Here is a 16,744-nt window from a genome sequence, read left to right on the forward strand (position 1 = left end):
CATACTCCGATCATGAGCCACTCCACCGACGCCCCTGACAGCACCCCCGTCCCGGTCACCACCGGCCGGCCGCCCGAGCTGTTGCCGCTCTTCGACGGGCTGCGGCTGCGCCGGCGCCGGGTGGGCGACGCCGCCGGGCTCAACGCCGCCGTCACCGCCAACCTGGCCCACCTCCGCCCGTGGATGCCCTGGGCCAGGACCGCACCGGCGATGGCGTACAGCGTCGAGATGGCCGCGGCCGGCGAGCGGATCTGGGACGAGGGCACCGACTTCATGTACGTCGTCGGCCTGGAGTCCGACCCGGCCGTGGTGCTCGGCGCCTTCGGCCTGCACGGCCGGATCGGCCCGGGCGCGCTGGAGATCGGCTACTGGGTGGACGCCGCCCACACCGGCCGCTCGATCGCGACCAGAGCCGCCGCGGAGCTCACCCGGGCGGCCCTGGCCCTGCCCGGCATCACCCGGGTGGAGATCCACTGCGACGAGGCCAACCTGGCCAGCGCCGCCATCCCCCGCAAGCTCGGCTACCGCCTCGACCGGATCCAGGACGCCGAGATCACCGCGCCGTCCGAGACCGGCCGCAAGCTGATCTGGGTCACCGAGCGCTGAGCCGCGGCGGCTCCCGCTTCCGCCTGCGGGAGCCGTCAACAGCGGAGCCGTCAGTAGCGGGAGCCGACCGCCGGCGGGAGGGCGTCCAGCTCGGCCAGGTCGGCGGCGGTGAGCCGCAGCTCGGCCGAGCCCGCGTTGTCGGCCAGGTACTTCGGCGTCTTGGTGCCGGGGATCGGCAGCACGTAGCGGCCCTGGGCCAGCACCCAGGCCAGCGCGACCTGCGCCGGCGTCGCGCCGTGCCGCTCGGCGATCGCCCGGACCCGCTCCACCAGCGCCAGGTTGGCCGCCAGCGCCTCGGCCTGGAAGCGCGGCAGGGTGGCGCGCCAGTCGTCGGCCGGCAGGTCCTCGGCGGAGGCGAAGCGCCCGGTCAGGAAGCCCCGGCCGAGCGGGGAGAACGGCAGGAAGGCGATGCCCTGCTCCTCGGTGTAGGGCAGCACCTCGGCGAGCGCCTCGCGGGTCCACAGCGACAGCTCGTTCTGGACCGAGGCCACCGGGTGGACCGCCTGGGCCCGCCGGATCTGCTCCACGGTCACCTCGGAGAGGCCGATCCGCCGCGCCTTCCCGGCCGCCACCGCCTCGGCCATGGCACCCCAGGTCTCCTCGATCGGCACCGCCGGGTCGACCCGGTGCAGCTGGTACAGGTCGACGTGGTCGGTGCCGAGACGCCGCAGGCTGGCGTCGATCGACTGCCGCACATGCTCGGGCCGCCCGTCGTTGCCGACCCGGGCGCCGCCGGTACCCGGCACCAGGCCGACCTTGGTGGCCAGCACCGCGCGCTCGCGGAACCCGCCGGCCAGCGCCGCGCCGACCAGTTCCTCGTTGTCGTACGGGCCGTAGATGTCGGCGGTGTCGATCAGCGTGACGCCGAGGTCGAGGGCGGTGCGGATGACCTCGGTGGAGGTGGTGTCGTCGCGGCCGCTCGGGTCGTACGCCCAGGTCATGCCCATGCAGCCGAGTCCGACCACGCCGACCTCGGGTCCGCCGTCGCCCAGTGTGGTGGTACGCATCGCTGTCACTCCTTCAGTTCGCAACCGGCCGTGCGGAGATCAGCCTGCCCCTTGGAGTGCACTCGAGGTCAAGCCGGAACCTTAAGGCGGGTTCAAGAGCGGCCGGAGGCGCTTGACGTGCCCAGTTGGTCTAGTCCATTTTGAGGTCAGGGCCTCCCGACCCGGCACCGCGTACAGGACCACCCCCACACCCGCACCGCCCGCCGAACCCCACGTCCGGCACCGGCGGTACGGGCACGTCCGAAAGGCACCCCGCATGCCACGCGCGCTCCACCGTCACGCCGCCAGGCGGCGCTCCGCACTCGTCCCGGCGCTCTGCGCCGCCACGCTGGCGGCCGGCGCCCTCGCCGCCGTCGCCGCCGGCGCCGACGCCGCCAGTACCAACCTGCTCGCCAACGCCGGTTTCGAGTCCGGCTCGCTCGGCCCCTGGAGCTGTTCCGGCGCCACCGAATCGGTCGTCAACTCCCCTGTCCACAGCGGCTCGTACGCGCTGCACGGAGCCGTCGGCAACAGCGACACCGCCCAGTGCAGCCAGACCGTCGCGGTCCAGCCCAACACCGCCTACACGCTGAGCGCCTGGGTCCAGGGCCAGTACGTCTACCTCGGCGCCACCGGCGCCGGCGTCACCGACCCGGCCACCTGGACGCCCGGCGGCAGCGGCTGGCAGCAGCTCTCCACCGGCTTCACCACCGGGCCGTCCACCACCAGCGTCACCGTCTACCTGCACGGCTGGTACGGCCAGGGCGGCTACGGCGCCGACGACGTGGTGCTCTCCGGCCCCGGCGGCGGACCCAGCTCCCCGCCGCCCACCTCGTCCTCGCCCTCCCCCACCGCCTCGTCCTCGCCCTCGTCCTCGCCGACCGGCTCCCCCACCGCCACCACCCCGCCGCCGAACGTCGCCGTCCCGGTCGCCCCGTACGTCGACATGGGCGCCTGGCCGACCCCGGTGCTCAAGGACATGGCCGCAGCCGGCAACCTCAAGTCGCTGACCCTGGCGTTCGTCACCTCCGTCGGCTGCAAGGCCAGCTGGTTCAACGCCTATGACCCGCGCAGCGGTTGGGGCAAGGACCAGATCGACGCGATCCGCGCGGCCGGCGGCGACGTCAAGGTCTCCTTCGGCGGCGCCTCCGGCACCGAACTCGCCCAGGCCTGCTCGACCGTGGACGCGCTGTTCGCCGAGTACGACGCCGTGGTCAAGGCCTACAACCTGAAGTACGTCGACTTCGACATCGAGGGCGCCGCGGTGGTCGACACCGCCGCCAACGACCGCCGCTCGGCCGCCCTCGCCAAGCTCCAGCAGGCCCACCCCGGCCTCAAGGTCTCGCTCACCCTGCCGGTGCTGCCCGAGGGCCTGACCGCCGACGGCGTCGCCGTCGTCCGCTCCGCCCGCGACGCCGGGGTGGCGCTCGACGTGGTCAACGTGATGGCGATGGACTACAACCGGCCGAGCACCGACTACGGCGACGACGCCGTCCAGGCCGCCCAGTCCACCCACGACCAGCTGAAGACGCTCTACCCGGCCAAGTCCGACGCCCAGCTGTGGGCGATGACCGGCGTCACCCCGATGCTCGGCGAGAACGACGACCACGGCGTCTACAACCAGGCCGACGCCCAGCAGCTGGTCGCCTTCGCCAAGCAGCACCACCTCGGCGAGCTGGCGTTCTGGGAGCTGACCCGCGACGCCAACGCCTGCACCGGCGCGCTCTACAAGTGCACCAACATCGCGCAGGCGCCGTACGAGTTCGCCAAGATCTTCGCCCAGTACGCGGGCTGATCAACGATCATCGGCGGTGGACAGCGCCGCACCGGGTGGTGTTCGATCGGTGACCGCACCGACGGACACCACCCGGGAGGCACGCCCCGATGGACCGCGCCCTGCCCCGCCGCGCCTGGCACCACTTGGAGCCGGTGCACGCCGCGCTCTACTTCATGCCCGAGGCCTTCACCCAAGCCGCCGTTCTCGGCTACGACGTCAGCGACCGCTGGCCCAGCTACTTCGCCTGGCGGGCCGCCCCGCTCGGCGCCGCCGGCCCCGAACTGACCTGCGCGACCTTCTACAGCTTCAGCCCCGCCGCGGTCGCCCGGCACGTCCCCGCCGTCTGGACGGTCGCCGACCCGCCGACCGTCCTGGCCGCCCGGCTGCGGGCCGTCGACGCCGTCTTCCGCTCCCTGCACCGCGAGCACCTCGCCACCCCCGAGTTCGCCGAACTGGTCGCCCTCGCCCGGCGCGCCGCCGATGCCGCCGACACCGCGGGCCGACCGCTCGCCGCCGCCAACGCCGGCCTCGACCCCGCCGACGAACCGCACCTGGCGCTCTGGCAGGCGCTCACCGTGCTGCGCGAACACCGCGGCGACGGCCACCTCGCCGCGCTGCTCGCGCACGGCCTCGACCCGTGCGAGTCGCTGGTCTCCTTCGCCGCGATCGGCGCCGCGCCGGTCGAGAACTTCGCCGGCCGCGGCTGGACCGCCGAGGAGTGGACCGCCGCCCGCGAACGACTCGCCGCCCGCGGCTGGGTCGACGCCCACGGCGCCGCCACCGACGCCGGCCGGGCCGGCCGCAACGAGGTCGAGAAGCTCACCGACCGGCTGGCCGCCGGCCCCTGGGCGGCGCTCGGCGCCGAGCGCACCGAGCGGTTCATGGAGCTGATGCTGCCGCTGTTCGCGGCCGTCATCCAGTCCGGCCGGCTGCCGATGCGCAGCACCCTGGGCATCGCCACCGTCCCGCCGCCCGTCTGGTGACGCCGTCGCTATGATCAACGGGCCGTCGGGCGTAGCGCAGAGGCAGGCGCGCCGTCTTGCCAGGATGGAAACGCCGGTTCGAATCCGGCCCCCGGCGGTCTCCGGACCCGGTAGCGCAGAGGCAGGCGCAACCACTTCCTCATGGTGGAGGACGCCGGTTCGAATCCGGCCCGGGTCACCTCCCACCCCGCATCCGCAGGCCGGTAGCATCCGTACCGTCCGACCCGGCCAGGTAGCGCAGAGGCAGGCGCGACCACGTGAACAGCGTGGAGGACGCCGGTTCGAATCCGGCCCGGGCCACCTCCCTACGCCGCAGCCGGGAATCCGGTTGCCGGTGCCCGGCCGCAGGCCAGTAGCATCCGTACCGCCATTCGGGTGTAGCGCAGAGGCAGACGCGCCGGTCTCCAGAACCGGAACAGGCCGGTTCGAATCCGGTCCCCGGATGGTGCACGGGCCCTGTAGCGCAGAGGCAGGCGCGCCACCCTCTCAAGGTGGAAACGCCGGTTCGAATCCGGCCGGGGCCCACCCGTACCAGAGAGGCACTTCGGAGGGGCGATGGCACAGGTCGGGCTGGACGAGCAGGAGCTGGCCGCCTTCGCCCGCACGGTGGGGCGGCTGCGGGCGCTGCCCGCGGACGATCCGGTGCGGCTGCGGGCCGAGCGAGTGGCCGAGTCGTTCGTACGCGAGGGCCGTCGGGGCCGGCGCAAGGAGCGGCGGGAGGCGACCGCCGACGCGGACGCGGCGCTGATCGCGGCGACCGCGACCGGTGGCGGGGAGCGCCGGGAGGACGCGCCGCTGGCGCTGCGCACCGAGACCGCGGTCCTCGGCGAGCTGCACCGCTCCCAGCGCTGCTATGTCTGCAAGTCGACCTATCGCCAGGTGCACGAGTTCTACCACCGGCTGTGCCCGGCCTGCGCCGAGGACAACTCGGCCCGCCGGGCGCTCTCCACGGACCTGCGCGGGCGCCGGGTGCTGCTCACCGGCGGCCGGGTGAAGATCGGGTTCCAGCTGGCCCTGATGATGCTGCGGGACGGCGCCGAGCTGATCGTCACCAGCCGTTTCCCGCACGACACGGTGCGCCGGTTCCAGGCCGTCGAGGACAGCGGGCAGTGGATGGACCGGCTCGGCGTGGTCGGCATCGACCTGCGCGACCCGCGCCAGGTGCTCGGCCTGTGCGAGCGGCTGCGCGCCGAGGGGCGTCCGCTGGACATCCTGGTCAACAACGCGGCCCAGACGCTGCGCCGCCCGCCGGAGGCGTACGCCCTGCTGATCGCCGGCGAGGACGGCCCCGCGCCGCTGCCGGAACTGGTCTCGCACGCGCCGGGCTTCCGTCCGATGCCGGCGCTGACCGCCGCCTGGCCGGCCGCCGAGCTGGACCCGGCGGCGATGGCGGGCGAGGTGCTGCCCGCCGTCGACGAGGCCGGGCTGCTGCCGGACGCGGCGCCGGAGAACTCCTGGTCGGCCACGCTGGGCGGGCTCGACCCGGCGGAGGTGCTGGAGACCCAGCTGGTCAACGCGCTGGCCCCGGCGCTGCTCTGCGACCGGCTGCTGCCGCTGCTGCTGGCCTCGCCCCACCCGAACCGCTACATCGTCAACGTGACGGCGGTGGAGGGCCGGTTCGCGGTGCGCAACAAGATGCCCGGACACCCGCACACCAACATGGCCAAGGCCGCGCTCAACATGCTGACCCGCACCAGCGCCGCCGAACTGGCCGAGCGGGGCGTCCACATGTGCGCGGTGGACACCGGCTGGATCACCGACGAGAACCCGGCGCCGAAGAAGAGCCGGCTGGCCTCGCACGGCTTCCGCACCCCGCTGGACATCGTCGACGGCGCGGCCCGGGTGTACGACCCGATCGTCCGCGGCGAGGCCGGGGACCCGCTGTCGGGGGTCTTCCTCAAGGACTACCGGATCGCCGAGTGGTGACGGCCGCTAGACTGCTCGGCCGGGGGGCCGTAGCACAGAGGCAGATGCGTCGGACTGCACATCCGGAGGACGCCGGTTCGAATCCGGTCGGCCCCACTTCCCGTCAGGAGAGCCTGCGTTGACCGGGTTCGCCGGAGTGCCGGGCGTGGTGCCCCGCCCGGCCGCCGACCTGGCGCCGCTGCTGGCCTGGCTGCGCGCGGGCGTGCCCGCCGACCGCCGGATCGACTTCCCCGCCGGGACCGCCCTGCCGGACGGCCGGCTCGACCTGTGCAAGCAGCAACTCGGCCCGGACGGCGCCCGGCTGGTGGCCGAGGCGGTCGCCGAGACAGCCGGGGAGCGGGCCGGGCAGGACGGGCCGCGGCCGGTCAGACACCTGCTGCTGGGCACCGACGGGCTGGGCGACGAGGGCGCGGCCGAGGTGTCGTCCCGGGCGGCGGGCGCCGAGGTGCACACCCTCTACCTCGGCTGCAACGGCATCACCGCCGCCGGGGCCTGCCGGATCGCCGATTCGCTGCGCGCCTCGCCGCAGACCGTGCAGGCGCTCTGGCTGAAGCGCAACCCGCTGGGCGTACGGGCCGGGCAGGCGGCCGCCGAGCTGATCGAGGCGGCCGAGCGGCTGCGCACCCTCGACCTGGTGCAGACCGGCCTGGACGCGGCGGGCCTGGCCCTGCTGGTGGACGCCGCGCTGGCCGGCGGCCGCGGCTTCGAGCGGCTGTTCCTGGGCGGCAATCCGCTGGGCCCCGAGGGCGGACGGCAGCTGGCCCGGCTGGTCGTGGCCGGGACGGCGGAGGAGCTGTACGCCTCCGCGGCCGGGCTGGGCGACGAGGGTGCGTCCGCGCTGGCCGAGGCGCTGGCCCGGGCGCCGTACGGGCGGCTGAAGCGGCTCTCGCTGGCGAGTTCGGGCATCGGCCCGGCGGCCGCGGCCCGGGTGGTGGCGGCCGCCGCCGCGGCCGGGGTGGAGCTGCTGGACCTCGGCCGGGTCCGGGCCGCCGCCGTCCTGGCGGCGCCCGACAACCGGATCGACCTGGCCGCGGCCGGGGCGATCGGCGAGGCGCTGGCCGCCGCCCCGCACCGGCTCGGCCACCTCGTGCTGACCGACACCGGCATCCGCAGCCGCGAGGCGCACCGGCTGCTGGACCTCGCGCCGGGTGCGGCCGCCGCCACCCGGTACGTGTTCGGCAAGGGGGTGGCCGGCTCGGTCCGCCGCCGCCTGGCGGAGTTCAGCGCCCACCTGCCGCCACCGGCGGTGGCCCCGGACGTGGCGGCGGTGCGCAGCGTGCACCGCACGGCGCCGCCGGCCTGACGGACGGCGGCACCCGGCCCAAGCCCCGGCCCCGGCCGGTCAGCGGCGCAGCTCGGCGAACACCTTCACCCAGTAGCGCTGCTGCTCGGCCGTGGCGCCGACCAGGTAGGTGGAGCGCAGCTTGGGCGGCAGCAGCGCGACCAGCCGGGCCACCGCCTTGCGGTGCCGCTCCAGTTGGGAGAGTTCGGCGTTGGCGATCGCCTGGTGCACCAGGTCGGTGTCGTCGCTGCCCTCGCCGGACGCCTCGGCGGCGCGGCGCAGCCGTCCCAGCCAGCCGTCCAGGTCGGCGGCGATCTCCTTGAGGCCGGTCACCCGGCGCCCGGCGAGCCGGTCGGTGAGGGCGGTGAGCGAGACCGGGGCGTACTCGCCGTCGCCGAGGTAGACGGTGCCGAGGTGCAGCGGCAGCCCGCGCCGGTGGAGCTTGATCAGGCGCTCCATGGTGCGCTTGGTGATCCAGCCGCGGCCGTCCTCGTCGAGGTCGTTCTTCCACCACTCCAGGACGGTCTCGGCGTCCTGGCCGTAGCGGGCGATCAGCCACTCGTTGGCCGGGATGTCGGCCGGGGTGATGTCGAGCGAGGCGGTGAACCGGGTGGCCTGGGCGATGTTGTTGCGGGCCACCAGGAGCTTGCGGCCGAGGTGGTACGGCGGGTTCTGCAGGGCGATCTGGGCGCGCAGGCCCTCGATCCGGTGGCCTGCGATCGACCACTCCTGGGTGATCTCCATCAGCTTGGCGAACGCGGCCTTGTCCTTGGGGCGGTTGTACTCGTCCCAGATGATCGCCTTGGGTCCCGGCTCGCTGAAGTTGGCGGCGAGCAGGTTCTCCAGCGCGCCGTCGGGGGTGGGGATCGGCGCGCAGAGGTCCTCGACGTTGGTGACCGGCATGGAGAAGTAGAGCGCGTCGCGGCCCAGCTGCTCCCGGGTCAGTTCCCGGACCAGCTCGGTCTTGCCGCAGCCGGGCGGGCCCTGCAAAAGGACCGCCCAGCGGTTGGCCAGGGCCGCCCGGACCACCCGGCGGACCGGGTCGGCGATCCGGTCGGGGTTGCGCACGCCGAGGGCGTCGGCGATCCGGTCCAGGGTCTCCGCGGTGCGGTCCGGGCCCGGCTTGCCGTCCGGCCGGGGCTCGGCCAGGCGCAGCCGCTCCCCGTTGACCAGCGGCAGCCCCCACACCAGCGGGAATCCCTCGCGGGCCATCGCCAGCACGTGCTCCAGGGTGCGCGGGGAGAGCAGTTCGCGCATCGTCGGCGTCAGCGCGGCCCAGATCCGGAACACCTTGGTGAGGTCCCGGTCCGGGTGCAGGGCGGCCAGCCGGTGCCGCCAGGAGGTGTCGTTGGCGGTGATCCGGACGGTCACCATGCGGTCCAGGATGGCCAGGTCGCTGCGGCGGGCGCTGGTCTCGGCCAGCGACTCGTTGTCGGTGAGGAAGACGCCGATGCAGCCGAGCGCCCGCAGGTCGTACTCGCCGAGGGTCCAGTTGCAGGCGATCTGCATCAGCTGCGACTGGATGGTCTCGCCGGCCTGCAGCGAGTCGTCGATCAGGAGGACGAACGGGCGGCCCGGCCTGAGCTGGCTCATCACCAGCTGCCGGAGCACCAGCTCGCCGCTGTGCTCGTCCCGGACCGGCGCGTTGGCCAGCAGGTCGTCCGGGGTCAGGTTGGCCGCCGGGACGACCACCAGCTCGGCGTCCGGGTACGCCTCGGCCAGGTACGAGTGGAAGGTCGAGGTCTTGCCGATGCCGTGCTCGCCGAAGACCTGGCCGGTCTGCCCGAGGTCGATCATCGCGTCGATGAACGACTCCAGCGCGGACGTGCCCGGCCAGCCCTCCGGTGCGACGGGGTAGGTGGCGTTCGGCCGCCACGGTCGGGCCCGGTTCTCGGTGACAGTGCTCATGACGCTCCTGTGGTGACCCGGTGGCAGGCCATCGGCGGGGTGTGGTGGTCGGGCCAGTCGTCCCCGCCCTCGGTGATCAGCCAGATCCACTTGTCGGGCTCGGCGGGGGTGATGTGCGGCGCGTAGCCGTCGGTGAGGACGATCACCGCGTCCGGCCGCTCCTCGAACGGCCGGCCGTCCGCGGTCGGGCTGCGCCCCTCGACGTGGTCGGCGACCGCCTGGAAGCTGGTGCCGCCCCCGCCGTACACCCGCTCGCCCGGCCGGAACGGCATCACCACGCCGTCGAAGGAGAGCCAGTGCGCCTCCACCCCGTCGATCCGGCCGACCAGCTCGGTGAGCCACTCGACCACGTGCCCGGGCATCGAGCCCGAGGTGTCGTACGCGACCACCAGCACCTTGCGGCGCACCGGGCCGCGCCGGGAGAGCATCGGCGGCTGCCCGAGGGCGGCCAGCAGCGCGCCGCGCTTCTTCGGGTACACCAGCCGCTCGCCCTCGGCCAGCCTGCTCGCCAGCACGTCGACCAGCCAGCGCTGCCACCAGTCGACCCGGCGGGTCCGGCTGGTGGTGCCGCGCAGCGCCCCGGCGCCGAGCCGGCCCCACAGCCGGGACGCCGCCTCGGAGGCGCCCTCGGTACGGCCCATCAGGTCCAGCAGCTCTCTCTCGGCGAGGCGCTGGCCGCGCCGGGCCGCGAGCAGGGCGTTGAGCAGCACCGAGGAGCCGATCCGGTCGACCGTCTCCTGATCGGCCGGTACGCCCTCCGCCAGGTGCAGGCAGTGGCACTGCGGCACCGGCGGGTCGGTCATCCGGCGCAGCTCGGCGTAGACGCTCTGGTCGGTCTCCACGAACTCCGGGTAGTCCAGGGCGGGCAGCCCCTGCGCCGCCAGGTCCGCCTGATAGAGCCGGTGGATCGCGTGCGGGTCGATGCCCACCGGCTCGCCGTCGAGCAGCGGCAGCCCGGTCCGGCCGAGCCGCACCAGGGCGACGTGGTTGATGGTCACCTCGGTGGCCAGCCGGTACACCGGGTCGGCCCGCAGCTCGGGCTCGGCGAACAGGTGGCGCTGGACCAGGTGCCGGGCCTCGTGGAACAGCACGAACTTCACGCCCTCGATGCCCAGGCCGACGAAGAAGTGCGGGTTGTAGAGCAGCAGGCAGCTGCCGTCGCCGGAGGCCACCACCGCCGCCGTGTCGACCGCGGTGGTGGCCAGCTGGTGGCGGCACTTGGCGTACAGCCAGGAGGCGACCGCCGACTCGGTGAGGCCGAAGTCGAGCAGCGCCGCCTCCTTGAGCCGGTGCGCCTCGGCCAGCACCTCGGCCGGGGCCGGGTCCCACTCCCGCAGCGCCCGGCGGTCCGTCAGCTCGACCACCGGGGTGCGCGGCGCCCCGTACGTCATGAGTGCCGCCCGGACGACGGGGCCAGCAGCCCCCGTACCGCGCCCAGGACCCGCCGGAACGGCTTGGGCACCACCGGGGGCGCCGCGGGGGCGACGACGGGCACGGGGGTCTGCGCGACCGGTGGGGGCCTGCGGGGCAGCGTCCGCAGGTGGGCGGCGTCGAACTCGGCGTGGGTGAGGTACGCGGGGGCGGGCTCCACCGGTGCGGCGGGCGACTCCCCGGGTATGTCGTCGGCCGGTGCCGGGTCGTCGGCCGGGCCCGCGATCGCGGCGGCCAGCGGCACCAGCTCGGTGACCGTCCCGACGAAGTCCGGCAGCAGCTGGGCGAGCACCGCCCACGCCTCGGTGTTCCCGCCGAGTTCGGTGCGCACCAGCGGGCGCAGCACCGCCTCGCTGTCGGCGACCGCCCGCGGCTGCACCCGGTGGACCATCCCGAGCAGCGGCAGCGCGTCGACGGCCGCCCGGTGGCCGACCACGTCGTCCAACTCCCCGACGATGCCCGCCGCACGGAGCCGGTGGCCGAACTTGGCGTGCGACCCGAACGACTCCCGCAGCTGCGTCGGGCAGTCGATCCGCTCAGCGAGCGCCCAGCGGGCGAAGCCGGGCAGCGGGTCCTCGCGGTGCGCGCGGGCCACCTCCGGCCAGTGCGCGGTCCGGATCTCCCGGGCGGCCCGCCGGGCCCGGCGCAGGCCGTTGGTGCCCTGGCCGCGGTAGAGCAGCGCGAGGATCTCCGCCGCCGTGAAGCCGTCGCCGAGCCGCGGGTCCTCGGGATGGACCCGCAGCTGGGGGCTGAGCGGGACCCGGCGGTCGTCCGTGTCCGGGAACGTCCGCTCGACCGGCGCGAACGGCACGCCCTGCACCACGTCCCTGGCCAGCCCCGGCGGGAGCAGCCCCAGCCCGTACAGCGCCGCGTTGACCGCCGGGTCGTCGGCGCGCAGCAGCCAGTACCTGACCGACGCCGGCGCGGACTGCAGCTCGGCCCGGAAGCGGTTGTCCGCCGCCGTCCCCGCCGTGGCCGCCGCCACCCGCTCGGCGTCGAGGCCCAGCCGTACGCGGACCCGCCGCGCGGTGCCCCCGTCCGTCAGCCGCAGCAGGTAGCCGACCGCCTCGGCGGTCCGGTCGTCCAGCGCCATGATCCCCCCTCGTCCTCCGCCCGGACATGATGCCAGTCCAGGTCGGCGCCCCGATCGACAATTTCCGCCACCGCCGATCACCCGTCAGCCGACGGTCCGACGGACTACAATCGATCAATGACGGACACCACGGACAGAGCAGCGGAACTCGCGGCCCTCGCAGCCCGGTTCCCGATCCTGCACGCGCCCCAACGGTGGGCCTGGGGCGGTATCGACGCGCAGTTCTCGGCCGAACTCCCGCCGGACCGGTTGATCACCAACATCCATGTCGTCGGGTTCACCGACGGCCGGGTGGTGCTGTGCCGCGACGCCCGCGGGCACTGGTTCCTGCCGGGCGGCACCCGCGAGGCCGCGGAGACGGTGGAGTCCTGCCTGGTGCGCGAGTTGCGCGAGGAGGCCGGCGCCCGCCTGGTCGGCCCGCCGACCTGGATCGGCGCCCACCGCGCCGTCACCGACCGCCCCGAGCCGTACCGCCCGTGGCAGCCCCACCCGGAGAAGGCCTGGCTCTGGGGCTGGGCCGAGATCGCCGTCGACTCCCGGCCCACCAACCCCGACGACGGCGAACAGGTCGTCGAGGTCCGCCCGATGTCCCCCGAGGAGGCGAGCCGCCTCCTCACCCGCGGCCGCGAACCCTGGTGGGGGGAGCTTGTCGCCCTCGCGGTGGAATCGTACGGCTCGCGCTAACTGTCCAGGGGCGCGAGGAACTGCGCGCCCAGCCATCGCTCTGCCTGAGTGCATGGTCGGTCGCGCAGTTCTCCCCCAGCCTTCGGCCGGGAGGTGCCCCCACGCGCCCCTCAGGGGTAACCCTTACTTTGTGAGGCCGGCCCGGCGCAGCGCGTCCGCCATCGCGCTGTTGGCAACAGGCGCCTGACCGGTACTTCCGCTCTTGCGGTCCTGCCGCGGCGGACGCGGCCCACGGTCGCTCCGCTCGCGACGGCCGCCACCCGTACCGGTGCCTGCCGCGACCTCGTCGTCGAGTCGCAGCGTCAGCCCGATCCGCTTGCGCGGCACGTCCACCGAGGTGACCCGGACCTTGACGATGTCACCGGGCTTGACCACCTCCCGCGGGTCCTTGACGAAGGTCTTCGACAGCGCGGAGACGTGCACCAGGCCGTCCTGGTGGACGCCGATGTCGACGAACGCGCCGAACGCCGCCACGTTGGTGACGACGCCCTCCAGCACCATGCCGACCTCCAGGTCGCCGATCTTGTCGACGCCCTCCTTGAAGGTGGCGGTCTGGAAGGCGGGTCGCGGGTCGCGGCCGGGCTTGTCGAGCTCGCCGAGGATGTCGGTGACGGTGGGCACGCCGAAGGTGTCGTCGGCGAAGTCGCCGGGCTTGAGCGCGCGCAGCGCCGAGCCGTTGCCGATCAGCGCGCGGAGGTCGCCGCCGGTGGCGGCGAGGATCCGGCGGACCACGGGGTACGCCTCGGGGTGGACGGCGGAGGCGTCCAGCGGGTCGTCGCCGTCCGGGATGCGCAGGAAGCCGGCGCACTGCTCGAACGCCTTCGGCCCGAGCCGCGCCACGTCCTTGAGCGCCTTGCGGGTGCGGAACGGCCCGTTGGCGTCGCGGTGGGCGACGATGTTGTCGGCGAGCGTGCCGGTGATGCCGGAGACGCGGGTGAGCAGCGGGGCGGAGGCGGTGTTGACGTCGACGCCGACGGCGTTGACGCAGTCCTCGACGACGGCGTCGAGCGAGCGGGAGAGCTTCACCTCGCTGAGGTCGTGCTGGTACTGGCCGACGCCGATCGACTTGGGGTCGATCTTGACCAGTTCGGCCAGCGGGTCCTGCAGTCGGCGGGCGATGGAGACGGCGCCGCGGATGGAGACGTCCAGGCCCGGCAGCTCCTGCGAGGCGAACGCGGAGGCGGAGTAGACCGACGCGCCGGCCTCGCTGACCATCACCTTGGTGAGCCCCAGCTCGGGGTGGCGGGTGATCAGGTCGCCGGCCAGCTTGTCGGTCTCGCGGGAGGCGGTGCCGTTGCCGATCGCGACCAGGTCGACGTGGTGCTTCTTCGCCAGCGCGGCCAGGGTGGCGATCGCGGCGTCCCACTTGTTGGCGGGCTGGTGCGGGTAGATGGTGTCGTGGGCGACGACCTTGCCGGTGTCGTCGACGATCGCGACCTTCACGCCGGTGCGAAAGCCCGGGTCGAGGCCCATGGTGGCGCGGGTGCCGGCGGGCGCGGCGAGCAGCAGGTCGCGGAGGTTGGCGGCGAAGACGCGGACCGCCTCGTCCTCGGCGTCCTGGCGCAGCCGGGTGCGCAGGTCGATGCCGAGCCGGACCAGGATGCGGGTGCGCCAGGCCCAGCGGACGGTGTCGGTGAGCCACTTGTCGGCCGGGCGGCCGTGGTCGGCGATGCCGAAGCGGGCGGCGATCCGCTGCTCGTAGGCGTTCTCGCCGGGGAGGTCGGTCTCCTCGGAGCCGTCCAGCGGGGAGAGTTCGAGGTCGAGCACCTCCTCCTTCTCGCCGCGCAGCATTGCCAGGATGCGGTGCGAGGGGAGCTTGGTGTAGGGCTCGGCGAAGTCGAAGTAGTCGGCGAACTTGGCGCCGTCCTGCTCCTTGCCGTCGCGGACGGTGGCGACCAGGCGGCCGCGGGTCCACATCCGCTCGCGCAGCGAGCCGACCAGGTCGGCGTCCTCGCCGAAGCGCTCGACCAGGATGGCGCGCGCGCCGTCCAGGGCGGCGGCGGGGTCGGCGACGCTCTCGCTCAGGTAGCCGGCGGCGAGGGCGGCCGGGTCCTGGCGGGGGTCGGCGAGCAGGGTGTCGGCGAGCGGTTCCAGGCCGGCCTCGCGGGCGATCTGCGCCTTGGTCCGCCGCTTGGGCTTGAAGGGCAGGTAGATGTCCTCCAGCCGGGCCTTGGAGTCGGCGGCGAGGATCTGGGCCCGCAGGGTGTCGTCCAGCTTGCCCTGGGCGGCGATGGACTCCAGGACGGCGGTACGGCGCTCCTCCAGCTCGCGCAGGTAGCGCAGGCGCTCCTCGAGGGTGCGCAGCTGGGCGTCGTCGAGCGCGCCGGTGGCCTCCTTGCGGTAGCGGGCGATGAAGGGGACGGTCGCACCGCCGTCCAGCAGGTCGACGGCCGCCTTCACCTGCCCTTCGCGTACGCCCAGCTCATCGGCGATCTTGCGTTCGACTGGCATGGTCACGAAGCCGGTCACCTTCTCTGGTCTGCTCCACGGTCCCGGCCATTCTGGCAGGTCCCACCCGTGTGACGGGTCGGACCGTGTCCCCGGGGCGTCGTGGCGCGTTGTGCTGACGGCCGGTGCCGCGCCGCTACGCCGCGACCGCCGCACCGGACCCGTCCGACCCGAGCGTTATCGCACGAGCACTTTCCTGTGGAGGCGACGGTGGCCCAGGCCCCGACCCCGGTGACCCAGTGGGGCATCCCGCAGGCCGGCCCGTTCCGCTGGACCCGGCCCGCCACCTGGCCGCGCGAGGCCCTGGCCCTGGCGGGCTACTGGGCGGCCAGCCGGCTGGTCATGATCGGCATGCTCCGCTCCGGCAAGGCCGAGCAGGCCGTCGAGGTGCACCGGACCTACCACGGCTGGTACGAGGTGCTGCGCACCGGGACGTTCCCGGTCGGCGACGTCACCTGGCAGTACCCGCCGGGCGCCGCCCTCCCCATGCTCGCCCCCGGCCTGCTGCCCTTCCTCACCTATCTGCAGGCGTTCGCCGTCCTGATGCTGGCCACCGACGCGGTGACCCAGGCCGCGCTGGTCCGGGTGTCGCTGCGGCGCAGCGGCGGCCTGCACCGCGGCCGCTCGACCGCCGGGGCCTGGCTGTGGGCGCTGGCCCTGCCGCTGCTCCTCGGCCTGCCGTACGGCCGCTACGACCTGCCGGTGACCGCGGTCGCGATGGCCGCGCTGCTGCTGATGCCCAGCCGTCCCGGCATCGGCGGGGTGTTCGCCGGGATCGGCGCCCTGGTCAAGGTGTGGCCGGCGCTGACCGTGCTGGGTGCGCCGCGCGGGCGCGGCACCCGGCGGGCGTGGACCTCGATGGCCGCCTCGGCGTTCGCCCTGCTGCTGGTCCTCGCCGTCCTGTTCCACAACACCTTCGGCTTCCTCGGCGCGCAGCAGGGCCGCGGGGTGGAGATCGAGTCGCTCGGCGGCACCGTGCTGCAGGTCGCCCGGCTGTACGGCTGGCCCGGGGAGGTCGAACAGCACTACGGTTCGCTGGAGTTCCTCGGCCCGCACGTGCACGCGATCGCCAAGGCCTCGCTGCTGCTCACCGTGGCGGCGTTCGGCTGGCTGCTGCTGTGGCGCTTCCGGGCCCGGCACTGGAACCCGGCGACCCCGTACGACGCCGCGCTGACCGCGGTGCTGCTGTTCACCGTCACCAGCCGGGTGATCAGCCCGCAGTACCTGATCTGGCTGATCGGGCTGAGCGCGGTCTGCCTGACCGTCCGCGGCTCCTGCCAGCGGCCGGTCGCGCTGCTGGTCCTGCTCGCGACCGGGGTGACCACGGTGGACTACCCGCTGTTCTTCGACGCGATGATCCACGGCGGCTGGCAGCCCACGGTCGTGATCGTCTCCCGCAACGGCCTGCTGCTGGCCGCCTCGGTGGTGTCCGCCGCCCGGCTGTGGCGCACCGCGGTGTCGCCGGCGCCCGCGCTGCAGGAGGCCCCGACGCTGGCCCGCCGCGGACCGGTCCGGGTGGCCTGAGCGCGCGACCGCGCGGCGGGACGAACCGACCGAACTCGCCAACCCGGCCTGAAAGCGCCGGTGTTGCGCATAGCCTGGTCGACGGCAGGTGACACA

12 protein-coding genes and 6 tRNA genes are annotated in these 16,744 nt (G+C 74.3%); 13 read left to right on the forward strand and 5 right to left on the reverse strand.

What is annotated here, in order from left to right:
- Positions 1–12 precede the first annotated feature (12 nt).
- Positions 13–606, forward strand: a complete 594-nt coding sequence (locus FHR36_RS28150; protein WP_253801580.1) for a GNAT family N-acetyltransferase — start codon at positions 13–15, stop codon at positions 604–606.
- 50 nt (positions 607–656) lie between these two features.
- Here the strand turns inward: FHR36_RS28150 and FHR36_RS28155 are convergent, their stop codons facing one another.
- Entirely contained in the window at positions 657–1,613 is a 957-nt protein-coding gene (locus tag FHR36_RS28155) for an aldo/keto reductase (RefSeq protein WP_253801582.1), read from the reverse strand.
- Between the two features lie 256 nt (positions 1,614–1,869).
- Between FHR36_RS28155 and FHR36_RS28160 the strand changes: the two genes are divergently transcribed.
- The 10 genes from FHR36_RS28160 (at position 1,870) to FHR36_RS28205 (ending at position 7,581) form a co-directional block, all read left to right on the forward strand.
- Complete coding sequence (locus FHR36_RS28160) at positions 1,870–3,387, forward strand: carbohydrate binding domain-containing protein (RefSeq protein WP_253801584.1); 1,518 nt, start codon at positions 1,870–1,872, stop codon at positions 3,385–3,387.
- An 89-nt stretch (positions 3,388–3,476) separates the two neighbouring features.
- Positions 3,477–4,352: an SCO6745 family protein gene (locus FHR36_RS28165; RefSeq protein WP_253801586.1), complete on the forward strand. Its 876-nt coding sequence runs from the start codon at positions 3,477–3,479 to the stop codon at positions 4,350–4,352.
- Positions 4,353–4,376: 24 nt separating this feature from the next.
- A tRNA-Gly gene (locus FHR36_RS28170) sits at positions 4,377–4,449 on the forward strand.
- A gap of 7 nt (positions 4,450–4,456) precedes the next feature.
- A tRNA-Glu gene (locus FHR36_RS28175) sits at positions 4,457–4,530 on the forward strand.
- 48 nt (positions 4,531–4,578) lie between these two features.
- Positions 4,579–4,652, forward strand: a tRNA-Val gene (locus tag FHR36_RS28180).
- A gap of 70 nt (positions 4,653–4,722) precedes the next feature.
- Positions 4,723–4,796, forward strand: a tRNA-Trp gene (locus FHR36_RS28185).
- A gap of 8 nt (positions 4,797–4,804) precedes the next feature.
- Positions 4,805–4,876 (forward strand) — tRNA-Glu (locus tag FHR36_RS28190).
- Between the two features lie 31 nt (positions 4,877–4,907).
- Entirely contained in the window at positions 4,908–6,278 is a 1,371-nt protein-coding gene (locus FHR36_RS28195; RefSeq protein WP_253801588.1) for an SDR family NAD(P)-dependent oxidoreductase, read from the forward strand.
- Between the two features lie 23 nt (positions 6,279–6,301).
- Positions 6,302–6,374: transfer RNA gene (locus tag FHR36_RS28200), tRNA-Cys, on the forward strand.
- Positions 6,375–6,396: 22 nt separating this feature from the next.
- A complete protein-coding gene (locus FHR36_RS28205; protein ID WP_253801589.1) occupies positions 6,397–7,581 on the forward strand; it encodes a leucine-rich repeat domain-containing protein in 1,185 nt (394 codons plus the stop codon).
- Positions 7,582–7,620: 39 nt separating this feature from the next.
- Here the strand turns inward: FHR36_RS28205 and FHR36_RS28210 are convergent, their stop codons facing one another.
- Genes FHR36_RS28210 through FHR36_RS28220 form a run of 3 tightly spaced genes read right to left on the reverse strand, consistent with a single transcriptional unit; the run spans position 7,621 to position 11,992 of the window.
- On the reverse strand, positions 7,621–9,468 hold the full coding sequence (locus tag FHR36_RS28210) for an ATP-binding protein (protein ID WP_253801591.1): 1,848 nt from the start codon (positions 9,466–9,468) through the stop codon (positions 7,621–7,623).
- On the reverse strand, positions 9,465–10,859 hold the full coding sequence (locus FHR36_RS28215) for a DUF2201 family putative metallopeptidase (RefSeq protein ID WP_253801593.1): 1,395 nt from the start codon (positions 10,857–10,859) through the stop codon (positions 9,465–9,467). Before FHR36_RS28215 ends, FHR36_RS28210 begins: the two co-directional genes overlap by 4 nt.
- Positions 10,856–11,992, reverse strand: coding sequence for a hypothetical protein (locus FHR36_RS28220; protein WP_253801595.1), 1,137 nt, complete (start codon positions 11,990–11,992; stop codon positions 10,856–10,858). Before FHR36_RS28220 ends, FHR36_RS28215 begins: the two co-directional genes overlap by 4 nt.
- A gap of 117 nt (positions 11,993–12,109) precedes the next feature.
- Here FHR36_RS28220 and FHR36_RS28225 point away from each other — a divergent pair, with 117 nt between their 5' ends.
- On the forward strand, positions 12,110–12,676 hold the full coding sequence (locus tag FHR36_RS28225) for an NUDIX hydrolase (RefSeq protein ID WP_253801597.1): 567 nt from the start codon (positions 12,110–12,112) through the stop codon (positions 12,674–12,676).
- 123 nt (positions 12,677–12,799) lie between these two features.
- On the opposite strand, the gene FHR36_RS28230 is transcribed toward FHR36_RS28225, so the two are convergent.
- On the reverse strand, positions 12,800–15,127 hold the full coding sequence (locus tag FHR36_RS28230) for a Tex family protein (protein ID WP_253801988.1): 2,328 nt from the start codon (positions 15,125–15,127) through the stop codon (positions 12,800–12,802).
- 207 nt (positions 15,128–15,334) lie between these two features.
- On the opposite strand from FHR36_RS28230, the gene FHR36_RS28235 reads away from it, so the two are divergent.
- On the forward strand, positions 15,335–16,648 hold the full coding sequence (locus FHR36_RS28235; protein WP_253801599.1) for a glycosyltransferase 87 family protein: 1,314 nt from the start codon (positions 15,335–15,337) through the stop codon (positions 16,646–16,648).
- Positions 16,649–16,744 lie beyond the last annotated feature (96 nt).

The sequence above is a fragment of the Kitasatospora cinereorecta genome, assembly GCF_024172095.1.
GTDB lineage: Bacteria > Actinomycetota > Actinomycetes > Streptomycetales > Streptomycetaceae > Kitasatospora > Kitasatospora cinereorecta.

What these genes read in the sequence shown, in the direction of transcription:
- FHR36_RS28150 (WP_253801580.1), top strand. Translation starts at nt 13, where the DNA reads ATGAGCCACTCCACCGACGCCCCTGACAGCACCCCCGTCCCGGTCACC.
- FHR36_RS28155 (WP_253801582.1), bottom strand. Translation starts at nt 1,613, where the DNA reads ATGCGTACCACCACACTGGGCGACGGCGGACCCGAGGTCGGCGTGGTC.
- FHR36_RS28160 (WP_253801584.1), top strand. Translation starts at nt 1,870, where the DNA reads ATGCCACGCGCGCTCCACCGTCACGCCGCCAGGCGGCGCTCCGCACTC.
- FHR36_RS28165 (WP_253801586.1), top strand. Translation starts at nt 3,477, where the DNA reads ATGGACCGCGCCCTGCCCCGCCGCGCCTGGCACCACTTGGAGCCGGTG.
- FHR36_RS28195 (WP_253801588.1), top strand. Translation starts at nt 4,908, where the DNA reads ATGGCACAGGTCGGGCTGGACGAGCAGGAGCTGGCCGCCTTCGCCCGC.
- FHR36_RS28210 (WP_253801591.1), bottom strand. Translation starts at nt 9,468, where the DNA reads ATGAGCACTGTCACCGAGAACCGGGCCCGACCGTGGCGGCCGAACGCC.
- FHR36_RS28215 (WP_253801593.1), bottom strand. Translation starts at nt 10,859, where the DNA reads ATGACGTACGGGGCGCCGCGCACCCCGGTGGTCGAGCTGACGGACCGC.
- FHR36_RS28220 (WP_253801595.1), bottom strand. Translation starts at nt 11,992, where the DNA reads ATGGCGCTGGACGACCGGACCGCCGAGGCGGTCGGCTACCTGCTGCGG.
- FHR36_RS28225 (WP_253801597.1), top strand. Translation starts at nt 12,110, where the DNA reads ATGACGGACACCACGGACAGAGCAGCGGAACTCGCGGCCCTCGCAGCC.
- FHR36_RS28230 (WP_253801988.1), bottom strand. Translation starts at nt 15,127, where the DNA reads ATGCCAGTCGAACGCAAGATCGCCGATGAGCTGGGCGTACGCGAAGGG.